The sequence below is a fragment of the Allochromatium palmeri genome (assembly GCF_009720725.1).
GTDB classification, from domain to species: domain Bacteria; phylum Pseudomonadota; class Gammaproteobacteria; order Chromatiales; family Chromatiaceae; genus Thermochromatium; species Thermochromatium palmeri.
The window spans coordinates 21570-42048 of the sequence record NZ_WNKT01000012.1; the positions used below are offsets into that span (position 1 = coordinate 21570).

Genomic DNA, 20479 nt, shown 5'->3' on the forward strand with positions numbered 1-20479 from the left:
CCGGTGACAGCCTGGACGCGGTTCAAGCGGTCTATTCAACGAATGCGCTCAAGACAGGTGTGGACATGCGTGAACACGGCCAGCGCGCCGGCGATAACCGCATCCGGGGTCAGGACACCCTCAGCAGACAGCCCATTGAGCGCGCTCGTGAACCCCTTCCAGGCGGCCGACGTCTGTTGACCATGGAAGTCGAGGAAGCGCGAGGTGCCGAGCGATTCACCGATGAAGCGGCGCAGATGCCGAGCAATCGTCCGTCCGCCGAGCGTCGCTCCTTCCAGGACATAGAGTCCGCCCACTGTGGCCCCGCGACTCTCCGGCAACATCAGCATCGGCATGGCCATTATCCGGTGCGTTTGTGCTTCCAGACCCTGTTCTTCCAGATCCGCCAGCAAGGCCGGCAGCTTAGGCTGGATGTTTAGACGTTGCAGCGTCTCGGCGTCGAGCCGCTCGTAGAGTGCGCCTTCGAGCGGAGCGTGGATAGTGACGATGGCTTGCAGATAGTATCGGTAATCTTCGAGTGTCACCGTCTCCGAGTTCAGACGCACCATCAGCGGCAGGCGCTCGATCTCGGCATGGATACCCGCCGTGGCGCGACGCAATGCCAGCGCTAGATCGAGGTGCGGTTGTGGCGTATGGGAATATTGTGGGTCTGGCATGACTCAAGAATCCTGATCCCTCGATGCAGACGGATAGCGGCGATCGTTGCAGCCTCTCGCGCTTAACTCGTCCAGTGTGCGATTCCAGGCATTTACGCAAGCTGCGGCGGCATGGTTTAAGATCTCCACAACACATTGGAGAACACCCTGAGCACAGACCTATGACTGAACCCTTGACCCCAGGTTTTCTGGCCGAATGTGAGCGTGAACAGCTTCATCGCGTGCAGTCTATCCAACCTTGGGGTTGCCTGCTAGGCGGACGAACGGGGGAGTCGGTCATTCGTTTCGCCAGTGCCAACCTCACAGACTGGACCGGTTGGACGCTCGACTCGGTTCTGGGGCGGGCGCTCACCGAGTGCTTGCCGGAATTTCCGCCGCGCACCGAGCTGGTTGACATCACCAGTGCGCCTGATGCCTGGACGCAAGCCGCGGCCGGCAAGCGTCTCTATCCGGCGCTGCTGTCGGGGCCGCGTGGTGTCCTCGATGGTCTGCTCTCCTGCAACGAACACAACTGGCTGCTGGAGCTGGAAATCGGGTTGCCCGTCGCGCAGCAGGTCGAAGCCTACAGGCCCGTGCCGCATCGGCTCTATCGGATGCCGTATTCCGAGCGCGACTGGGCAAGCCATTGTCAGTACCTGGCCGACGAGATGCGCGCGGCGACCGGCTTCGAGCGGGTCATGATCTACCGTTTTCTCGACGATGACTGCGGCGAGGTCATTTCTGAGAGCCTGAAGGAGGGGCTGCCGCCCTATCTGGGCCTGCGTTATCCGGCCTCCGACATTCCCCTGATTGCGCGTAATCTCTATCGGCTCAACTCGCATCGTCAGATCCCGGACATCCAGGCGACTGATGTCCCGGTCCTGAGTCTCGACGCCGGCGAGATCACCGACCTCACGCTCTCGGATCTGCGCGCCGTCTCGCCGGTACATCTGGAATACCTGAAAAACATGGGCGTCACCGCCTCGATGTCGTTCTCCATCCTCATCGGCGGCGAGCTGTGGGGACTGATCGCCTGTCATCATTCCGAGCCGCGTCATCTGCCGCTGCCGGTCCGCCTGCGCTGCACTGAAATGACGCAAGTCTTCACGCTCGCCGTTTCGGGCTATCAGAGCACCCAGCGGCTGATGGATCTCAACGACAGCGATCAGGAAATCCTGGCGCTGCTCTCGGCGCTGCGGCTGTCCGAAGATGAGCGCGATCGGGTCACTGAGCTGGAGGATGGACGGGGGGATCTGGTCGACCAGACGCTCGGTCAGGTTCTGTTGTCGCTCGTGCGCGCCACGGGGGCGGCGCTCGTCGATGATCAAACCATCGTGACCTTCGGCCAGACGCCGGAGACGCTGGACATTCGCGCCATGGTCAACTGGCTGCACGAGACGGTACCTGATCTGGTTTTCGCCACGGATCGGCTCTCGTCGCTGTTTCCGGATGCCATCGCCTGTGCCGAACTGGCGAGCGGGTTGCTGGCGGTGCGCGTGGATGGCTATCGCGACACCGGCGATCGCTGGTTTCTGTGGTGGCGTCCCGAGCAGCCGCATAGCGTCCACTGGGCGGGCGACCCGCGCAAGAGCGCGCTCTTCGATGAGCAGCGCCAGGTGCTCTCGCCGCGCTCGTCCTTTGCGCGCTGGATCGAGACCAACGCACGCCAGTCCGAACCCTGGACCGAGGCTGATCGTCTGCGCGCCAAGAAGTTCAGGAGCCTGGTGCTGTACGACGTCAACGCGCACATTCTGGGGCGCTAGCGCGCCTGACTACGCAGCAGCTTGACCTGGAACAGGGTGTTACGCTCTTCCTCCTCCAGCGAGGACTGGATGAAGCGGATGGTGCGGTGATAGCGCGGGATGATGTTGTATTTGAGCGCATTGACCCGCTTTTGCGCCTTGCGCTGTTCTTCGAGCAGACGATGGAGCGCGATCTCGACCTCCGAGAGCTGCGCGAGCCGCACGGCGGCATCGGCCAGATGGTCGCGCGTGGTATCAAAGCTCACATCCGTGCCCAGCAACCCGACCGGCTTGAGCGGCAGACGCTCGCTCGTGACCGCCGGATATTCCACCCCGAGCGCGCGCCTGGGCAGGATGTCGACCTCCAGCGCCGGTTCCACGCCGAGTGAGGCCTGACGGATGGCGCGGCTGCCCATGCGCAGATGGGTGATGGCCAGACACTGATAGGCCTCGGCCAACGCCTGTTCGGACTCAGCGCGTAGCCGGCGATATTCACCGATGCGTTCATAGACCAGACGTGTCAGCAACTCGCGCTTGCGCTCCAGCAGGTCGTGACCGTCCTCCAGGAACCGGACCTGCTTCTTGAGCTTGAGCAGAGTGTTCTTGGTCGGCGGAACCTTGATCAACTGTTGTCCCATGCACCCTCCCGCTCGGCGAGACAGTCGGGGCCGCCCATCTCGAACTCGCGGCACAGCAGCGGGCGGCGGTCGTAGATGCGGCAGAGCAGGGTGTCGCGGTCGAGCGCCGCGCACCAGCCATCGTCCAGACGCTCCATGGTAATCGCGCCCCAGGCATCGCGCGTGGTGAAGTGGCGTGGCACTCCGGTCTCGGTCAGACACACGACTTCGAGCTTGCAGCAAGCGGCGGCGCAGTCGTCGCAGGTGATGCGGAGGTCTGGGACCGGCGCCGCCGGGACGCTTCCGATATCGAGCACGCCACCCTGAATCGCGATGGCCGGAGAGGGCTCAGGGACGACTGTCTCCTGGGATGGCGCGATCATGCCTCGCTCTCCCGATAGTACTTGGCCAGATCGGTTTCCTTCAGGCGCGTGAGCATGTCGCGCGGAAAGTGGCTCATCAGCTCCCAGGCCAGATTGAGCGTGGCCTCGATCGAGCGGTCCTCGGTCTCGCCCTGACCGACGAAGCGCTGATCGAAGGCGTCGGCGAAGGTCAGGTAGCGCCGGTCGCGCTCGGACAGCTCGTCGGCGCCGATGATCGAGGCCAGATTGCGTGTCTCCTGCGCGCGCGCATAGAGCGCATAGAGCTGGGCGGCGACGCGCGGATGGTCCTCGCGGGTGTCGTCCTTGCCGATGCCGTCCTTCATCAAACGGGACAGACTCGGCGAGATGTTCACCGGCGGATAGACGCCCTGGTTGTGCAGCTCGCGCGAGAGCACGATCTGACCCTCGGTGATATAGCCGGTCAGATCCGGGATCGGGTGGGTGATGTCGTCGGAGGGCATGGAGACCACCGGCATCATGGTGATCGAGCCATGGCGCTCGTGGATGCGTCCGCAGCGCTCGTAAAGCTCGGCGAGGTCTGAGTAGAGATAGCCCGGATAGCCTTTGCGCGCCGGCACGTCGCCCTTGGCGGTGGCCACCTCGCGCAGTGCCTCGGCATAGTTGGTCATGTCGGTGAGCACCACCAGCACATGGCGGTCGAGGTCATAGGCCAGATATTCGGCGGCGGTGAGCGCGGTGCGCGGCAGGGTCAGGCGTTCGACCGGCGGGTCGTCGGCCAGATTGACGAACATCACCACGTTGCGCAGCACGCCTGAGTTGGCGAACTCGTCGCGGAAGAACTTGGCGTCAGCGTAGGAGACGCCCATCGCGGCGAAGACGATCGAGAAGCTGGAGGACTCGTCGACCAGCTTGGCCTGACGCACGATCTGGGCCGCGAGCCGGTTGTGCGGCAGACCCGAGCCGGAGAAGATCGGCAGCTTCTGGCCGCGTACCAGCGAGTTCAGACCGTCGATCGTGGCGATGCCGGTCTGGATGAACTCGCGCGGATAAGTGCGCGCAGCCGGGTTGATCGCTGAGCCGCCGACCGGGCGGCGCAGACTCGAAAGCACCGGCGGGCGTCCATCGCGCGGGACGCCGAGTCCGTCGAACTCTCGCCCCAGGATCTCGGGGGAGAGTGCGATTTCGATCGGCTCGTCGAGGAAGCGGACCCAGGTGTTTTCCAGGTCCAGGTCGTCGGTGCCTTCGAAGACCAGGATCAGCACCTCGTCATCGGCGGCGCGGATGACCTGGCCGTTGCGGATATGGCCGGCGTGGTCCTCGATGTGGACCCGGTCACCAAAGGCGATGTTAGGGGTGTGTCTGACCACCAGCAGGCCGCCTCGGGCCTCGACGGCGGTGCGGTATTCCTTGATGCTCATGCTGTTGCGTCCCGTGTGATTGTGTTCCGCGAAGGCGCGATCCTTGCATCTCTAACCTCCAGGCGCTCAAGCCCCGCTCATCGACCTGGACGCGCGCCCGGTCAAGGCCCTCAAAGACGACGAGCCAGGCTGAGTCCATGTCGATGTGAAGTATCTGCCCAAAATGCCCGATAAGGCCAGTGCTCAGTCCCTGTTTGTCGCCATCGATCGGGCTGTGCGCTGAGTCTACGTTGAGATCCTGCCCGAGAAAACCGCCCAGAACGCGGCTGGCTTCCTGAAGCGACTCATCCAGCTGCTACGGCAGGTTAAGTGAGGCGCTGGCAGACGACTGGGTCAAGGCCGCGCGAAAACGGCGGTTGGGAAGATGCAATTCGAGCAAGGTATGCTGTTCGCCGCTGAAGAGATCGGTGCGCAGAGTTTCAACGGCCTGGATCCAGCGTAACGCGTCGGCGCATTCGGCAGCGTCGGTCGCAGCGCCGCGACAGACCTGGGCAGCGTCCGCGTCATCGGCGATGACAAAGTGCATCCCCGGCAACGGACGGATGCGCCCGAACGCGCGCTCTTGTGCAGCGAGTCCGAGGATGCCCGGTTGTTGATCGCCGAGCCGTTCGAGCAGGCGCGCGGGCAGTTGGTAGGCCGGAATGTCACCGATCGCGACGGGTCCGCGCCGGCCATCGATCAGAATGAGTGGTGTCTCGACCAGGGTGCGGAACATGGGATCGGTAAACTCGCCGCGCTGTTTGGCCAACAGACCCGACTCGGTATAGCCGCCGAAGTTCGGTGTCAGCGCCGGCAGATGGTCGCCGAAGAGCACGATCAGAGCATCCGGATCGGCCGCGCGCAGCTCGCGCAGAAAGGCCATGAGTTCACGCGACTTGTAATAGAGGGTGTTGGCATAGGCGGCGACGACCTCATGCCCCTCAGCCGCCGTGATGACTGCCGGGCGGCGTTCGTTGAGCGGGTAGGGCAGATGGCCGAAATAGGTCAACATATAATTGAAAAGCGGGCGCGGACTGCCGGGCGTCTCCCCCAGCCGCTCCATGACCTGCCGATAGAACGACGCATCGCTCAGGAAAGTGCGATTCATGTCGTCGAGCACGAAGTCGTTATCCGCCCAGTAGGTCTCGAAGCCGATGCGCCGATAGACATTGACGCGGTTCCAGAAGGATGCGGCATTCGGATGCGAGGCCAAACTGTGATAGCCGGCCTCTCTCAGATGACCCGGCAGACAGGGCACATCGCGCTTGAGTCCGGTCTCGAAGAAGACATTGTGCGCCGTCACCGGGAAGCCGCAGAGGACCTCGAATTCGGTGTTGGCCGTATAGCCGCCGAAAACCGGCGCCAGCAGGTGCGAGTGCCCGGCCTGTGCCCAGAGCCGGCGGAACTCGGGATCGAGCGGGTCGGCCGAAAGTCGGGACGCAGTGAGCGCCATCGGATCCCAGAAGGATTCCAGGACGATCATGTGCAGATTGCGCGTGGGTGGGGCGAGACTGGCGTCGGCGGTGTTCTGTGTGACCTTGACGAATTCATCGGCTCGCTCGCCCGCCACCACTCGCCGCGCCTGCTCGACCTCCGGGGCCGTGGGTGGCGGCACACGCCGGGCCAGCGCGCGCGTGGTTTCCTGAAGCAGATGGATCGGCAGGCCGCGTGACTGATAGTTCGCCGGCTGGTTCCAGACCGAGTGTCCGAAGTGCTGATCCATCAGCCGGACCAGATCGGCCGGGAAGCTGACGACGAGTCCGATAGCCGCGCCGATGAGCGCCAGAGTGGCCCAGGTCCAGCGGCGCTGCCAGTCGATCGACCAGACGAGCAGCAGCGTCGGGACGGCCACCAGCAGCACGGCCGCGACCAGCGACCAGCCATCGAGCAGCAGGAACATGTTGCGTGCTGCCGCGAAGTCGTCCGGCATCACGGGCGCGCCCAGGGTCGAGAGCTTCATGGCGTTGCCGAAGGTCAGGACGCCGAAGACGACTGTCGCGGCGATCATGAATCGCGTGAGTGAGCGGGCGATGGCAAACAGCACGGCGCCGAGCAGCAGATGAGCGATGAGGTCGCGCGCATAGGCCGATGCCCAGGGTTTGACCTGGAGGAAATAACCGCTGGCCCAGATGGCCAGCGCGTGCCAGACGAGCACGAACAGAAACGCCGCGCACCAGGCGAGTGCACGCGAATGGGCGCGAACGAATGAGGGCACGGATGTCATGGTGGAAAAGCGTCCGGAAAGAGGTCGAAGGCGCGCGTCTGAAGCCACCTGAAATGCTAGCGGATCGTCACACGGATGTCTCGAACTCTTAACAAAATCGACATTTTTCCGTAATTGATAGACTGACGAACGGGCAACCGGACAAGTTGCCTATAATCCCTCTCTGAGATTGAGCCAACCCTGGCCATGCTGGCCTCTGGATCATCAATGACCAATTCGACCGACAAACCGATTCGCCTGGGACTCATGAGTCCACTGACCGGACTGGTCTCCATGTATGGCCAGGAGATCGCCTGGGCCGGGCGGATTGCCTGTGACGAGATCAATGCCGCCGGCGGTATCCAGGGCCGGAGATTGGAACTGATCATCGAGGACGACGGCAGCCTGCCCGAGACGGCCGTGCCTGCCGCCGAGCGTTTGCTCGACGAACACGGCTGCGTGGCCCTGATCGGCAATCTGCTCTCCAACTCGCGTATCGCCGTGGCCAGTCAGGTCGCCGAGGTGCGCCAGGTGCCCTATCTGAACTTCTCGTTCTACGAAGGCAGCATCCAGAGCCGCTATTTCTTTCACTTCGCCGCCCTGCCCAATCAGCAGATCGAGCACATGATTCCCTACATGGCGCGCGAGATCGGACCCAAGATGTTCTTCGCCGGCAGTAACTACGAATGGCCGCGCGGCTCGATCGACGCGGCCACGCACGCCCTGAGCGATCTCGGCGGCGAGGTGGTGGGCGAGGAATATCTGCCGCTGGGGCGCGCGCCGATCGATAAGCTCCTCGATCGCGTGCGCCGCTCGGGCGCCGACGTGTTCGTGCCCTATTTCGCCGGCGCCGAGCAGGCGCAATTGCTGACCCGCTTCTCCCAGCTCGGACTCAAGCGGCGCATCACCGTGGTCATGGGCCATTACGACGAGGCCATGGCCGCCACGCTCACGCCCGAGGTGCGCGAGGGATTCTATTCCTGCAACACCTATTTCATGGGGCTCGACACCCCGGTCAACCAGCGCTATCTCAAGACCCTGGCCACGCTTCCGGAGGTCTCCGGGATCTGGCCCGACGGCAATGGCGTGCTGACCAATTTCGGCGAAGGCGTCTATCTGTGCGTGCATGCTTTCGCCCGTGCCGGCAACCAGGCCGCCACACTCGAAACCCAGACGCTGATCGACGCCCTGACGCAGGTTGAAGTCGAGGGGCCGCAGGGCCGGGTGCGTATGGACCCGGCGACCCATCACGCGCACGTCAACACCTATCTGGCGCGCGCCACCTTCGATGGACACTTCGAGATCGTCACCGCCTTTGGCTGTCTGCCGCCGCAGATTCCGGAACGCTATCGTCAAAGCACAGATCCAGCCGTCAGGCCTCTGGGTCTGGAGACAGCGGCCCTGGCCCCGCTGCCTCCCGCGAGCGACTGGGCGAGATCCACGGCACTGACACCCGAGACCACCGACCACATCCTGGCCAGCATCGACGTTGGCGTGCTGGCGGTCGAGGCCGATGGCGTCATTACCGAGGCCAATCGGCGCGTCGGCGATATGTTTGGCTACCGTGTGGAGGAGTTGATCGGGCTGCCGCTCCAGGAACTGATTCCGCCGCCGTTCCGTCAGGCCCATGCCGCGCATGTGAATGGATTTCTGAAGTCATCGACGCTTGAGCGACGCATGAGCCAGCGTCCCGATCTCAGTGGCTATCGCAAGGATGGATCGACCTTTCCAGCGGAGGTCTCGCTGTCCAAGATCCGGGTCGGTGAGCGCTGGGTGATGGTGGCGACCATGCTCGACGTCACCGAGCGCCGGCTCGCCGAGGAGGAACTGGTCTGGCGCGCCATTCACGACCCACTCACAGGTCTGGCCAATCGGGCCATGATCCACGAGCGCCTGGAGCGGGCGCTTCGCCGTTCCAAGAAACAGGGACACAGCGTGGCGCTGCTGTTCATCGATCTCGACGGTTTCAAGCTCGTCAACGACAGCCACGGCCATCAGGCCGGCGACGAACTGCTCAAAACCATCGCGCAGCGTCTGGTCGATCATGTGCGCCCGGGCGACACCATCGGTCGGCTTGGCGGTGATGAGTTCGTGGTGCTCTGCGATCAGGTGGACACTCCAGCCACGGTGGCCAATCTGGCCGACCGGCTCAACGACCTGCTGCGCAAACCCGTGGATCTCTCGGGACGGCGTCTGTTCGCCACCGCCAGCATCGGCCTGGCCATCGGTCATGGAACCACGCACAGTGCCGATGATCTGCTGCGTAATGCCGACGCAGCCATGTATCAGGCCAAGGAACAGGGCCGCGATGGCTGGCGTTTCTTCAGCGAAGAGATCCACGATCAGGCACGCCGGCGGCTCGACATCACCAACGGACTGCGTCAGGCCATCGAGCGCGATGAATTCCAGGTCCGTTTTCAGCCCATTCTCTGCGCCCAGAGCCAGATTATTCGCGGGGCCGAACTCCTGCTGCGCTGGTTCCCGAGCGGGGGCGAGGTCTCACCGGCCCACTTCGTCCCCATTGCTGAGATGAGCGGCTCGATCGTGCCGATCGGCAAGTGGGTTTTCCACCAGGCCTGTCTGGCTGAACGTCAGTGGCGCGACCAGTTCGGCGCCGAGGCACCCTATGTGAGCGTCAATGTCTCGGCCCGCCAGCTCAACGATGAGTCACTGGTCGAGGAGTTCCGGCGCATGATGGACGAGACCGGCGCCGATCCAAAGCGCATCCTGCTGGAGTTGACCGAGACCTCGTTGATGAGCGATGTCATCTTCAATCTCAGCGTGCTGCACCAGCTCGCTGATCTGGGTCTGCGGGTCGCGGTCGACGACTTCGGCACCGGCTATTCTTCGCTGGCACAACTGCTGCGCCTGCCCTTGAGCAAGCTCAAGATCGACCGTGAATTCGTCGATGGACTCGACAAGCGCCACGACAGCCGCGCCATTGTGCATGCCGTCTGTAGCATGGCGCGCGCCATGAACCTCAAGGTGATCGCTGAGGGCGTGGAGAACGCCAATCAGTTTGATTATCTGCGCGACCTCGGATGCGACTATGTCCAGGGGTTCCATTTTTATCGTCCGCTGCCACCCGAGGAGTTCCAGGCACTGCTGTGCGAGTCCAATGCCACGGGCCGTCTGGCGTCCTCGGACGATCTCTATTCGCTGCTCTATGTCAGCCAGGCCTCCCAGCCCATGACTGAGGCCGGGCTACGGGCCTTGCTCCATGAGTCGCGAGAGTTCAATCGCGCCCAGGGTATTACGGGCTTCCTGCTCTACTTCAACGAATCCTTTATGCAGATTCTCGAAGGGCAGCGCTCGCGGGTCCAGGCGGTACTCGAACGCATCCGGCGTGACCCACGCCATCAAAATCTGCACATCGTCTTCGAGGACGGGATAGACAAGCGGCTCTTTGTCGACTGGAGCATGGGCTTTCGTGACATGGAGCACATGACCCGGACCCATTTCCTCAGAGGCGAAAACAGTCGGGCGATCGACTTTCTCGAAATGGCCGCCGATCCGCGCGTCTGTTACAACTTCATCGCCGCCTTCGCGCCAGACACCAGTTCGCTTACAGCGCGCTGGGATGGGGGCCGCGACGATCCGCGGCGCTAACCATCCGGCGAAGACGAACACGCAAGCGCCCCGTTGGACGCCAAATCGCGTACTGTAGAATCTGCGGCGCTGGACGTCTCGCCTGACGCGCTGGCCCGGATATTCCATAGCCAACACCGACACATTAGGAACCAAGACTCGTGGCCAAAACAAAAGCGATCTCGACCGATGACGTGCTGCTGATGCTGTGCAGCTCCGTGAAGAAAGTTCTCTCAGTCGCCACCCAGACCCAGATCAACTATTCGCCGATGGTGCAGAAGATCACGCGCACCTGTCTGCGACCCGACATCGGCTGCTTCGTGCTCTTCGACGGCGGGTTCTCCGGTCTGGTCATCATCAATTTCTCCGCCCCGTCGGCCATGGAACTCTATCGGGCCTACATGATGAGCATGGGCATGCCGGAGTCCGAGCTGGCGACCCAGCATACCTCCGAGGAGGTCGGCAACATGCTCGGGGAGCTGATGAACCAGATTGTCGGCGACTTTACGGGCAATGTAGGCAGTGAGCTGATGGTCTCGATCAATCAGAATCAGCCCAAGATGCTCACCATCAACAAGGAGGTGGTGGTCAGTATCGACACCAATCTGGATCGCGCCCAGGCACGCCGCGTCTCCTTCTCAACGGCCAAGCGCAATGTCTTCTATATGGAGCTGGCGATGGATCGCACCGAGTTCATCCAACTCCATGAGTTCGAGCGCGAAGAGACCGATCCTGACCGGATCGTTGAGGAAATCAAGCAACAGGAGAATGCACTCGCGAGTACGAGCAATCAGACGCTCGTCGATCAGAGTCTGCTCGACGAGCTGGGACTCTGAACACCACACTCACCGCGCCCGGACGCACGGCGTTGCACCGGGCGTCTCAGCGTGGCGAGGGATGGTTGGCAGAAACTCAGCGGCCTGTCATCACCTTGGCGCGCGCGATGAGTTCATCAATCTCGCGCTCGGCGGCGGCCCAGTCCTCGGCGTCGTGACCCGGAGCGAAGCGGCGTTTCTCGGCTTTGTAGTAAGCCGCCTCGCGGATCATGTCCTGTCGCACGTCTTCAGAGACGGTCGCGAGCTGGCGCAGACTGCCCTGATGGTCGGCAAGACTGGGCGGTGCTGAGGCGTCAGATTTACTGCGCTTGCCGGCCGCCGCCGAGGTCGCCTTGGTGGCGGCGGTCTTCTTGCTCGTCGTCGACTTGGACGTCGTCTTCTTGGTCGGCTTGGATTCGGTCATGTCATGGGGTGTGGCGAGCGGGCTGTCGGATGTCCGGGTCTCGCTTGCGCGAGCCGCCGTCTTCTTGGCTACAGCCTTTTTCGCCGCCGTTTTCTTGGTCACGATCTTGTCGTCAGCCATGTCACTCGCTTGCCTCTCGATTCGGGTTGGCAGTCGATAGGATACACAACAATCGACAGTTTGCCGTGCTTTTTGTGCCGTTCAGACTCCGTCGATCGGACGCCTTGGCTTTGAGACCAAGGGGTTCGAGCCATCGCTTTTATGCGTATGTAGTGAATCACGACGCCTGGCTTTGGTATCCTTGAGTTCCATCCCAAGCCGTCATCAGGGAGTTCTCATGGCCATCGCTCATCACGCGCTCGTGCTGAATCTCCACCAGCCTCCGGGTAATCTCCAGGATTTGCTGGAATCCCAGACCTGGGAGGCCCAGGAGATCCTGTTCGCCCTCGACCGGATTCCGCGCAGCCTCTGGGGACGCGAGGATCTGGCGCGGGTGCATCTGTCGCTCTCGGGAACCCTGCTGGAGACACTGTCCGACCCGCTGTTCCAGGAGCGCGTTTACGGCATCGTCGACTGTGGCGCCTTGCTGTGGCACTTGCAGAATCAGGCGCTGTTCGAGGTCGTCGGCACCGGCTACTTCCATCCGGTGCTGCCATTGATTCCGGAAGCTGACCGGCGCGAGCATCTCGGGCGCTGGCTCGACATCGCCCGACATCTACTGTGGCGTCCGCGCTTCCAGGGCTTCTGGCCGCCCGAGATGGGGTTCTCGATGGAGCTGATCCCGCTGTTACGCGCTTTCGGCTATCGCTATGTCTTCGTTGACAGCGAGCATGTCGAGCCGGTCGACGAGATGAGCTGGCAGGAACTGCGCTATCGGCCGCACATCGCCCGCTATGGCGAGGACGAGATCATCGTCGTGGTGCGCGACCGCGAGCTGTCTGACGCTCAGGAGTCGGGCATGGACGTAGACTGGTTCCTGAGCGAGGTCGCCGAGCGCACCAAGTGGTGTGATTTTCCGCCGCTGGTGACCACCTGTACGGATGGCGAGAACGGCGGCTGGTTCCGCAATGTCACCGAGGGCGCCAATTTCTGGAGCGCCTTCTATCTGCCGCTGCTCGACCGGGTCGACGCCGGCGAGGCCGCCATCCAGCCAACCTTCGTCAGCGATTATATCGACACGCATGGCGCGCACGGCGAGGTGCGGGTGCGCACCGGCGCCTGGAACACCGGCTGGCATCACGGACGCGACTTCACCCAATGGCTGGGGTCGGAGCGCCAGCGTCAGACGGTCGCCGACTACGCCGCGGCCAGCCGCGCGATCCATGACGCACGCTGGTTTGCCGGCGAGCGCGGCGTGACCGCGGGGCCAGAGTCGGACGCGCTCGCCGAGGCGCTGTGGCATCTGCTGCGCGCCGAGACCAGTTGTAACATCTACTGGGGCGAGTCCTGGGTGCCGCGCGCCGAGGCCGATCTGAACACCGCGCGTCTGGCGCTCGAACGCGCGGTGGATCTGGCCACATCCGTCGAGACAGCGGCGCCGGCGGAAACGCCGTCCGCGCCCGAGGCAGCGCCTGCCCCCCTCGCGTCAACGGCCGCACCAGACACGCCCGTACCGGAGACCGCTGTTCAGGAACCCGCGACATCCGTCGAATCACCCGATGATCCAGCTCCGGCATCATCCGCCCGATCCAACGCTGAATCACTGACCACCCAACCCTGAGGAACCGACCGTGAATCCCATGCCCGAATACATCGGAGACGTGCCCAATCTGTCCGGCCAGGAGGCCGAGGTCGCCCAGGTCGTCGCGCGCGGACGCGAGCGCGAACTCTTCATCAAACAGGGCGGAGTCGATTTCGGCGCCATCCGTGCCGCTACGGCCATTGCGCTGCATCAGCATCAGCCGCTCATCCCCGCCGGTGGCGCGGATCTCCAGACCGCCGCGCTCATCAGCAATCTCCAGTACATGATGGAGAACCAGCACATCGGCGACAATCACAACGCGCCGACCTTCGTCTGGTGTTACAAGCGCATCGGCGAGTTCGTGCCACAGTTGATTGGCGAGGGCCATTCGCCGCGCTGCATGCTCGAATACTCCGGCACCCTGCTGCACGGGTTGCGCAAGATGGGCGAGCATCATGTCATCGATGCGCTCAAGACCGTCACCTGCAACCCGGATTACAACTGGGCCGTGGAATGGCTCGGCATGCCCTGGGGCCATGCCGTGGCGCCCTCGACTCCGGTGCAGGACTACCGCCTGCATGTGCGCGCCTTCCAGCATCACTTCGCGGGCATCTTCGGCTGGGAGGCGTTGGAGCGGGTGCGCGGCTTCTCGCCGTCCGAGATGGCGCTGCCGAACCATCCAGACGTGGCCTATGAGTTCGTCAAGACGCTGGTCGACTGCGGCTATCAATGGGTGCTGGTTCAGGAGCACACGGTCCAGCAGGTCGCCGATGCCCGCCATCCTGAGCGCCCGCACATCCCGCATCGTCTGGTCTGCACCAACTCCAAGGGCGAGACGGCAAGCATCATCGCCATCATCAAGACCCAGGGGTCTGACACCAAGCTCGTGGCCCAGATGCAGCCCTGGTACGAGGCACAGGGGCTGAATCGGGTCGAGCTGGCGGGCCACTCGATTCCGCCGCTGGTGACCCAGATCGCCGATGGCGAGAACGGTGGGGTCATGATGAACGAGTTTCCGCCCAAGTTCATGGAAGTGGTGCGCGCGTCCAGTCACTCGGCCACGCCAATGATGAACGCCAGCGAGTATCTGGAACATCTCTTTGCCAGTGGTGTCGAACTTGCCGATTTGCCCGAAGTCCAGCCGCTCTTCCACGACCGTATCTGGGCGCGGATGCAGCCCGGCGACGGACCCGAGAAGCTCAATCAGGTGATCGAGGAACTCAAGCGCGAAGATGGGCGCTTCCACATGGAAGGCGGAAGCTGGACCAGTGATCTGTCCTGGGTCAAGGGCTACGAGAACGTGCTCGGTCCCATGGAGGACGCCAGCTCACGCTTCAATGAGAAGGTCTTGCGTCCCGGCATTGCGACTGACCATCCGTCCTACCGCAATGCGCTCTTCCATCTGATGTCGTCGCAGACTAGCTGCTATCGGTACTGGGGCCAGGGTCTCTGGACCGACTATGGCCGCGAGATCTGTCGGCGCGTGATCGAGATCGTCGAGCGGGATTTCGAGGGATGATAGAATTCTGTCCATCGAGCCTGTCGCCATGTTGATGGTCGGCAGGCTGGAGTGCGGATTCGAGCCATAAAAACTCAACGGAGAATGTGAATGGGTGTCAAAACATCCTTAAAAAATTTCAACCCGATCCAGTCGGTCAAGGATCGAGTCGCCCGGCTACTAGAGCTCTATAACCCAAGGGTCTGGCGTGAGCGGGGCATGGGCTGGACCCTGGGTCTGTTCGTCGTCACCTACCTGGTCGTGGTGGTCGTGTTGGGGATGCTCTGGTCGCGCTCACCGGAGACCTTCGATGTGCGCGCCAATGCACTGGCAACGGTCGGAGGCGATGAGAGTCGGCTGGTGGCCGGTTCCTACACCGCTGCTACGGCCATCCGCATCGGCGATACCCTGCTGAAGAAGCCGGGCGGTTATCTGAGCAACGACCTCTTTCCGCCCGGCGTCTATCTGGACAACATCCCAAATTGGGAATTCGGCGCTCTGACCGAGCTGCGTGATCTGACCAATTCGCTGCGCAACGAGCTGACGCGCTCGCAATCCCAGTCGGTCGAGGATCGCGACCTCCTGATTGCGCAGCCACAGTTCAACTACAACTCCGAATCCTGGATGCTGCCTTCGAGCGAATCCGAATATCGTCGGGGTATCGATGCACTCGAAAGCTATCTGAATCGACTCACGCGCGGCGAGGCGCATTTCTATGCACGCGCCGACAATCTGGTGCTCTATCTGCAAGTGGTCGAGCGTCGTTTGGGCAGTCTGGCGCACCGCCTGTCTCAGGCCGTTGGTGATGCAGCCGCAAGCGACATCGCGAGCGAAATGGCCGACGCTCCGGAGGTTCCGAAGGGCAGCGAGGCCCTGGTCCGCACACCCTGGTCGAAGATCGATGACGTCTTCTTCGAGGCACGCGGTTATACCTGGGCCTTGCTGCATACCCTTCAGGCGATTTCAATCGACTTCGAGGTCGTGCTCAAGAGCAAGAATGCTCAGGTCTCGGTCAACCAGATCGTGCGCAAGCTCCAGGAGACCCAGAGTCCGATCTGGAGTCCGCTGATCCTCAACGGCACCGGCTTTGGCCCCATGGCTAACCATTCGCTGGTGCTGGCCTCCTACGTCGCGCGCGCCAATGCGGCGATCATCGATCTGCGTCGCTTGCTGGAGCAGGGCTGAGCCAGGCTGATCGTCCTGTGACATGCGTGGATCGCGCGGTCTGACCTCGCGACCCATTCAGGGTCAGGACACTGGATCTCCGGCGCCTGTCTTCCAGGCGCGCGGACTCACCAAGGTCTATGTCATGGGCGAGGTTCGGGTCGAGGCCCTGCGGGGCGTCGATCTCGACCTCTATCCAGGCGAACTGGTGGTGCTGCTCGGGCCATCGGGCAGTGGCAAGTCGACACTGCTCAACATCCTGGGTGGTCTGGATTCGCCGACCAGCGGTCAGGTGATTGCCGCCGGGCGCGATCTGACTCAGGCCGGAGAGCGGGCGCTGACCGCCTTTCGGCGCCAGGACGTCGGCTTCGTCTTCCAGTTCTACAACCTCATCCCCAGCCTCACCGCGCGCGAGAACGTCGCCATCGTCACCGAGATCGCCGAGGATCCCATGACGCCCGAGGCGGCGCTCGATCTGGTCGGACTCAGCGCGCGTCTCGATCATTTTCCGGCCCAGCTCTCGGGTGGCGAGCAGCAGCGCGTGGCCATCGCGCGCGCCATCGCCAAGCGCCCGCGCGTACTCCTGTGCGACGAGCCGACCGGGGCGCTGGACTCGACCACGGGCGTGCGGGTGCTGGAGGTGCTGGAGCGGGTCAATCGCGAGCTGGGCACCACCACGGCGGTCATCACCCACAATGCCGCCATCGCGGCCATGGCCGATCGCGTGGTTCAGATGGCCGATGGGCGCATCCAGTCGGTGCGTACCAATCCTGAGCGGCGTGCCCCGCGCGAGATCCACTGGTGAGCACGCTCAGCCGCAAACTCTGGCGCGAGACCTGGGCACTGCGCGGTCAGGTGCTCGCCATCGCGGTCGTCATCGCCGGCGGGGTGTCGACGCTGGTGATGGCGCTGGCGACGCTCGATTCATTGACGCTGACGCGCGATGCTTTCTACCGAGACTATGGCTTCGCCGATGTTTTCGTTTCGCTCAAGCGGGCGCCCGAGTCGCTGCGTGAGCCGATCGCCGCCATTCCGGGCGTGCAGCGGGTCGAGACGCGGGTGGTCGCGGCGGTCAATCTGGACATCCCGGACTTTGCCGACCCGGCCACGGGCGTGCTGGTCTCGGTGCCCGCGCGCGATGGACTCAATCGGCTGCATCTGCTCGCCGGCCGGCTCCCCGAGCCGGAACGCGACGACGAGACCGTAGTCAGCCAGGCCTTTGCCGATGCCCATGGCTTTCGTCCGGGCGATCATCTCTCCGCCATCATCGACGGTCGTCTCCAGCGGTTGAAGATCGTCGGCATCGCTGTTTCACCCGAGTACATCTATCAGATCAAGCCGGGCGATCTTTTTCCCGATTTCGCGCGTCACGGCGTGCTATGGATGAACCGCGAGCCGCTGGCGCGGGCCTATGACATGGATGGCGCCTTCAATGATCTGCTGCTCGGGCTCACGCGCGAAGCCCGTCCCAAGGACGTGATCGAGCGTCTGGATGTCTTACTCGAACCCTATGGCGGTCTGGGGGCGATCGAGCGTTCGGATCAGCTCTCGGATCGTTATCTTGCCGCCGAGCTGCAACAGCTCGCCGGCATGGCGCGGCTCATCCCCGGCGTCTTCCTCGGCGTGGCGGCCTTTCTGCTCAACGTGGTGCTGGGGCGTCTGATCGGCACCCAGCGCGACCAGATCGCCATCCTCAAGGCATTCGGTTATAGCGCCTGGCAGATCGGCGGGCACTATGTGCAATGGGCGCTGGTGATCATCCTGCTCGGACTCATCATCGGTCTGGGTGCCGGGCTGTGGTTCGGGCTGATGATGGCCGAGCTCTATCGCGGCTTCTTCCATTTTCCCTATCTGGCGTTCAGTCTGCGCCCGCAGGTGATCGCGATTGCAGCACTGGTGACACTGGGCGCCGGACTGGCCGGTACGCTCGCCGCCGTGCGCCGCGCCGTGCGTCTGCCGCCGGCCGAGGCCATGCGGCCCGAGCCGCCGCCACGCTATCGGCCCACGCTGGTCGAGCGGTTCGGACTCCAGCGCTTTCTGAGCCAGCCGACACGCATGATCCTGCGTCACATCGAGCGACGTCCGCTCAAATCGCTGCTCTCGATTCTGGGGATCGCGCTGGCCTGTGGCATCCTCATGGTCGGACGATTTCAGGAGGGCGCTCTGGACTATTTGATCCAGGTTCAATACGGTTTGGCGCAACGCGATGATCTGACGGTGACCTTCAGCGAACCGACCTCGCGTCGGGTGGTGCTCGAACTGGCCGCGCGCCCTGGCGTCGATTGGGCCGAGCCGATGCGCCAGGTCGCGGTGCGTCTGCGCCACGCCAACGCCAGCGAGTCGACCGCCATCCAGGGGCTGGATGCGAACAGCCGATTGAGGCGCATTCTCGACGATCAGCTCCAGGTCCAGACGCTCCCCGCTGCGGGACTGGTGCTGAGCGATCAGCTCGCGCGTCTGCTCTACGTGGGTGTGGGCGACCGGGTCGAGGTCGAGATCCTGGAGGGACGGCGCGAACGGCACCGGGTCGTGGTCTCGGGACTGGTGCGCGAGTTCACCGGACTCTCCGCCTATATGGACCTGGACGCGCTCAACCGTCTGCTCGGCGAAGGCGAGGCCGTGACCGGGGCGCTGCTCGCGGTTGCGCCGGGCGCGCGCGCGGCCCTGGTCGCCGAGCTGAAGGCCGCGCCACGGGTGGCCGGCGTGACCGACCGGCTCACCGCCATCCAGAGCTTCATGGATTCGATGACCGAGATCGTGCTGAGCTTTGCTTTTGTCAGTACGCTTCTGGCCGGCAGCATCGCCTTCGGCGTGGTCTATAACGATGCCCGCATCACCCTCACCGAGCGCGCACGCGAGCTGGCGACTTTGCGGGTGCTGGGTTTCAGCCTCGGCGAAATCACGGCCATCCTGCTCGGTGAGCTGGCGCTCCTGACCGCGATCGCCATTCCGGTCGGGTTCATCATCGGCTGGGGATTGATCGCGCTCATCGTGCGCGGCATCGAGTCTGAGCTTTATCGCATCCCGCTGATTCTGGAACCGGGCGTGTTCAGCTTTGCCGCCAGCGTCATCCTCGCCGCGGCGCTGCTCTCCGGCCTGCTGGTGGGGCGTCGTCTGCGCGAACTGGATCTGGTGGCTGTGCTCAAAACCCAAGAATGAACGCCAAAGGGACCGCCATCCGCCGTCATGTCATCCAGGCGTTGAGCGCCCTGGCGCTGCTCGCGCTCCTGGTCTGGGGCTTTCGGCCGGTGCCGCGTCTGGTCGACGTCGAACCGGTCGTGCGCGGACCGCTGGCCGTGACCCTGGAGGCCGAGGGCCGCACGCGCGTCGTCGAGCGCTATCGAATCTCAGCACCGGTCGATGGTCAGTTGCGACGATTGGAGCTGGAGGTCGGCGATTCGGTCCAGGCCGGGCAGGTGATCGCCATCCTCGATGCCCAGGTCTCGCCGGTGCTGGATCGGCGCAGTCAGGAGCGTGCGGGTGCGCGTCTGGCGAGCGCCGAATCCGAGCTAGCCGCGACCCGTGCCGCCGTCACCGCCGCCGAGGCATCGGCGAGTCTGGCGCGGGTCGAACTGGAGCGCATCGAGCGTCTGGCCAAGCCGGGCATGGTTTCGCGTACTCAGCTCGATCAGGCGCGCGCCGAGTCGCTCGGCCGCGAGGCCGAACTGGACGCCGCGCGTTTCCGCGTCCAGAGCGCCGAGCGCGATCGACTGGCCGCGCAGGCTGAACTGAAGTACGCCGGCGAGCTGGCGCCAGGTGAGCAGGGACGTCTGGAGCTGACGGCGCCTGTCGATGGCGTGGTGCTCAAGCGCGAATCCGAGAGCGCGCGCGTCGTGCGCGCCGGCGATGTGATCCTGGAACTCGGCGATCCGGGCGCGCTGGAGATCGAGGTCGATGTGCTTTCAGCCGATGCTGTGCGGCTGGCGGTCGGGAGGCGGGTCTGGATCGAGCGCTGGGGCGAGCCCACGCCCCTGGAGGGTCGTATCACGCGGATCGAGCCGGTCGCCTTCACCAAGGTCTCGGCGCTCGGGGTCGAGGAGCAACGGGTCTGGGTCATCGTCGCACTGACCACGCGGCGCGCCGAGTGGGCACGGCTGGGTGACGGCTATCGGGTCAATGCGCGCTTCGTGCTCTGGGAGGCTGAAGACGTGCTTCAGGTGCCGACCAGCAGTCTGTTCCGGCATGGCGAAGGCTGGGCGCTCTTTTGCGCAGTCGATGAACACGCCCGACTCACCCCGGTCGAGCTCGGGCATCGCGGTGCGCTCCAGACCGAGTTGCGAGGCGGCCTGGAAATTGGAACCGCCGTGATTGTCCATCCTGATCGCGAACTGGCTGATGGAACGCGCGTCCAGATATCCGATTGAGTAGCGA

General features: G+C 63.7%; 15 protein-coding genes and 1 pseudogene. 10 read left to right on the forward strand and 6 right to left on the reverse strand.

Annotation, left to right across the window (positions count from 1 at the left end; translation table 11 throughout):
- Nucleotides 1–35 precede the first annotated feature (35 nt).
- On the reverse strand, nucleotides 36–656 hold the full coding sequence (locus GJ668_RS07765; protein ID WP_155449583.1) for a biliverdin-producing heme oxygenase: 621 nt from the start codon (nucleotides 654–656) through the stop codon (nucleotides 36–38).
- A gap of 161 nt (nucleotides 657–817) precedes the next feature.
- Here GJ668_RS07765 and GJ668_RS07770 point away from each other — a divergent pair, with 161 nt between their 5' ends.
- Nucleotides 818–2398, forward strand: a complete 1581-nt coding sequence (locus GJ668_RS07770; RefSeq protein ID WP_155449584.1) for a GAF domain-containing protein — start codon at nucleotides 818–820, stop codon at nucleotides 2396–2398.
- Here GJ668_RS07770 and GJ668_RS07775 read toward each other — a convergent pair.
- From GJ668_RS07775 to GJ668_RS07785, 3 genes are read right to left on the reverse strand one after another with little or no spacing between them, the layout of a single operon-like run.
- On the reverse strand, nucleotides 2395–3015 hold the full coding sequence (locus GJ668_RS07775) for a V-type ATP synthase subunit D (RefSeq protein ID WP_155449585.1): 621 nt from the start codon (nucleotides 3013–3015) through the stop codon (nucleotides 2395–2397). The two genes, GJ668_RS07770 and GJ668_RS07775, sit on opposite strands and share 4 nt — an antisense overlap.
- Nucleotides 3000–3377, reverse strand: a complete 378-nt coding sequence (locus GJ668_RS20535) for a YkgJ family cysteine cluster protein (RefSeq protein ID WP_246194701.1) — start codon at nucleotides 3375–3377, stop codon at nucleotides 3000–3002. Before GJ668_RS20535 ends, GJ668_RS07775 begins: the two co-directional genes overlap by 16 nt.
- Complete coding sequence (locus GJ668_RS07785; RefSeq protein WP_155449586.1) at nucleotides 3374–4756, reverse strand: V-type ATP synthase subunit B; 1383 nt, start codon at nucleotides 4754–4756, stop codon at nucleotides 3374–3376. Before GJ668_RS07785 ends, GJ668_RS20535 begins: the two co-directional genes overlap by 4 nt.
- A gap of 47 nt (nucleotides 4757–4803) precedes the next feature.
- Here GJ668_RS07785 and GJ668_RS20540 point away from each other — a divergent pair.
- Nucleotides 4804–5045 (forward strand): annotated as a pseudogene (locus GJ668_RS20540) (IS481 family transposase); the annotation flags it as partial.
- Between the two features lie 6 nt (nucleotides 5046–5051).
- Here GJ668_RS20540 and GJ668_RS07790 read toward each other — a convergent pair.
- Nucleotides 5052–6959, reverse strand: a complete 1908-nt coding sequence (locus GJ668_RS07790) for an LTA synthase family protein (RefSeq protein ID WP_155449587.1) — start codon at nucleotides 6957–6959, stop codon at nucleotides 5052–5054.
- Between the two features lie 207 nt (nucleotides 6960–7166).
- On the opposite strand from GJ668_RS07790, the gene GJ668_RS07795 reads away from it, so the two are divergent.
- Both GJ668_RS07795 and GJ668_RS07800 read left to right on the forward strand, forming a co-directional pair.
- Nucleotides 7167–10547 (forward strand): ABC transporter substrate-binding protein, encoded by a 3381-nt coding sequence (locus tag GJ668_RS07795; protein ID WP_155449588.1) that lies wholly within the window; start codon nucleotides 7167–7169, stop codon nucleotides 10545–10547.
- Nucleotides 10548–10687: 140 nt separating this feature from the next.
- Nucleotides 10688–11362 carry a DUF3334 family protein gene (locus tag GJ668_RS07800; protein ID WP_186342961.1) on the forward strand — a complete coding sequence of 225 codons (675 nt, stop codon included), beginning with the start codon at nucleotides 10688–10690 and terminating at the stop codon, nucleotides 11360–11362.
- 76 nt (nucleotides 11363–11438) lie between these two features.
- Here GJ668_RS07800 and GJ668_RS07805 read toward each other — a convergent pair whose 3' ends face one another.
- Complete coding sequence (locus tag GJ668_RS07805; protein WP_155449589.1) at nucleotides 11439–11885, reverse strand: DUF2934 domain-containing protein; 447 nt, start codon at nucleotides 11883–11885, stop codon at nucleotides 11439–11441.
- Between the two features lie 217 nt (nucleotides 11886–12102).
- On the opposite strand from GJ668_RS07805, the gene GJ668_RS07810 reads away from it, so the two are divergent.
- The 6 genes from GJ668_RS07810 to GJ668_RS07835 all read left to right on the forward strand — a co-directional run bounded on the left by GJ668_RS07810 (nucleotide 12103) and on the right by GJ668_RS07835 (nucleotide 20472).
- Nucleotides 12103–13485 (forward strand): polysaccharide deacetylase family protein, encoded by a 1383-nt coding sequence (locus GJ668_RS07810; protein WP_155449590.1) that lies wholly within the window; start codon nucleotides 12103–12105, stop codon nucleotides 13483–13485.
- 10 nt (nucleotides 13486–13495) lie between these two features.
- The gene (locus GJ668_RS07815) at nucleotides 13496–14965 is read left to right on the forward strand and encodes a glycosyl hydrolase family 57 (protein ID WP_186342962.1); all 1470 of its coding nucleotides are present in this window, start codon (nucleotides 13496–13498) and stop codon (nucleotides 14963–14965) included.
- A 90-nt stretch (nucleotides 14966–15055) separates the two neighbouring features.
- A complete protein-coding gene (locus GJ668_RS07820) occupies nucleotides 15056–16129 on the forward strand; it encodes a DUF2333 family protein (RefSeq protein ID WP_155449591.1) in 1074 nt (357 codons plus the stop codon).
- 124 nt (nucleotides 16130–16253) lie between these two features.
- On the forward strand, nucleotides 16254–16913 hold the full coding sequence (locus GJ668_RS07825; RefSeq protein ID WP_246194706.1) for an ABC transporter ATP-binding protein: 660 nt from the start codon (nucleotides 16254–16256) through the stop codon (nucleotides 16911–16913).
- A complete protein-coding gene (locus GJ668_RS07830) occupies nucleotides 16910–19267 on the forward strand; it encodes an FtsX-like permease family protein (protein WP_186342963.1) in 2358 nt (785 codons plus the stop codon). Before GJ668_RS07825 ends, GJ668_RS07830 begins: the two co-directional genes overlap by 4 nt.
- Nucleotides 19264–20472, forward strand: coding sequence for an efflux RND transporter periplasmic adaptor subunit (locus GJ668_RS07835; RefSeq protein WP_155449594.1), 1209 nt, complete (start codon nucleotides 19264–19266; stop codon nucleotides 20470–20472). Before GJ668_RS07830 ends, GJ668_RS07835 begins: the two co-directional genes overlap by 4 nt.
- Nucleotides 20473–20479 lie beyond the last annotated feature (7 nt).

Bases quoted from the DNA above. Each gene is read 5' to 3' on its own strand.
- GJ668_RS07770 (WP_155449584.1), top strand. From the start codon at position 818: ATGACTGAACCCTTGACCCCAGGTTTTCTGGCCGAATGTGAGCGTGAA.
- GJ668_RS07795 (WP_155449588.1), top strand. From the start codon at position 7,167: ATGACCAATTCGACCGACAAACCGATTCGCCTGGGACTCATGAGTCCA.
- GJ668_RS07765 (WP_155449583.1), bottom strand. From the start codon at position 656: ATGCCAGACCCACAATATTCCCATACGCCACAACCGCACCTCGATCTA.
- GJ668_RS07790 (WP_155449587.1), bottom strand. From the start codon at position 6,959: ATGACATCCGTGCCCTCATTCGTTCGCGCCCATTCGCGTGCACTCGCC.
- GJ668_RS07805 (WP_155449589.1), bottom strand. From the start codon at position 11,885: ATGGCTGACGACAAGATCGTGACCAAGAAAACGGCGGCGAAAAAGGCT.
- GJ668_RS07785 (WP_155449586.1), bottom strand. From the start codon at position 4,756: ATGAGCATCAAGGAATACCGCACCGCCGTCGAGGCCCGAGGCGGCCTG.
- GJ668_RS07820 (WP_155449591.1), top strand. From the start codon at position 15,056: ATGGGTGTCAAAACATCCTTAAAAAATTTCAACCCGATCCAGTCGGTC.
- GJ668_RS20535 (WP_246194701.1), bottom strand. From the start codon at position 3,377: ATGATCGCGCCATCCCAGGAGACAGTCGTCCCTGAGCCCTCTCCGGCC.
- GJ668_RS07810 (WP_155449590.1), top strand. From the start codon at position 12,103: ATGGCCATCGCTCATCACGCGCTCGTGCTGAATCTCCACCAGCCTCCG.
- GJ668_RS07775 (WP_155449585.1), bottom strand. From the start codon at position 3,015: ATGGGACAACAGTTGATCAAGGTTCCGCCGACCAAGAACACTCTGCTC.
- GJ668_RS07835 (WP_155449594.1), top strand. From the start codon at position 19,264: ATGAACGCCAAAGGGACCGCCATCCGCCGTCATGTCATCCAGGCGTTG.
- GJ668_RS07825 (WP_246194706.1), top strand. From the start codon at position 16,254: ATGGGCGAGGTTCGGGTCGAGGCCCTGCGGGGCGTCGATCTCGACCTC.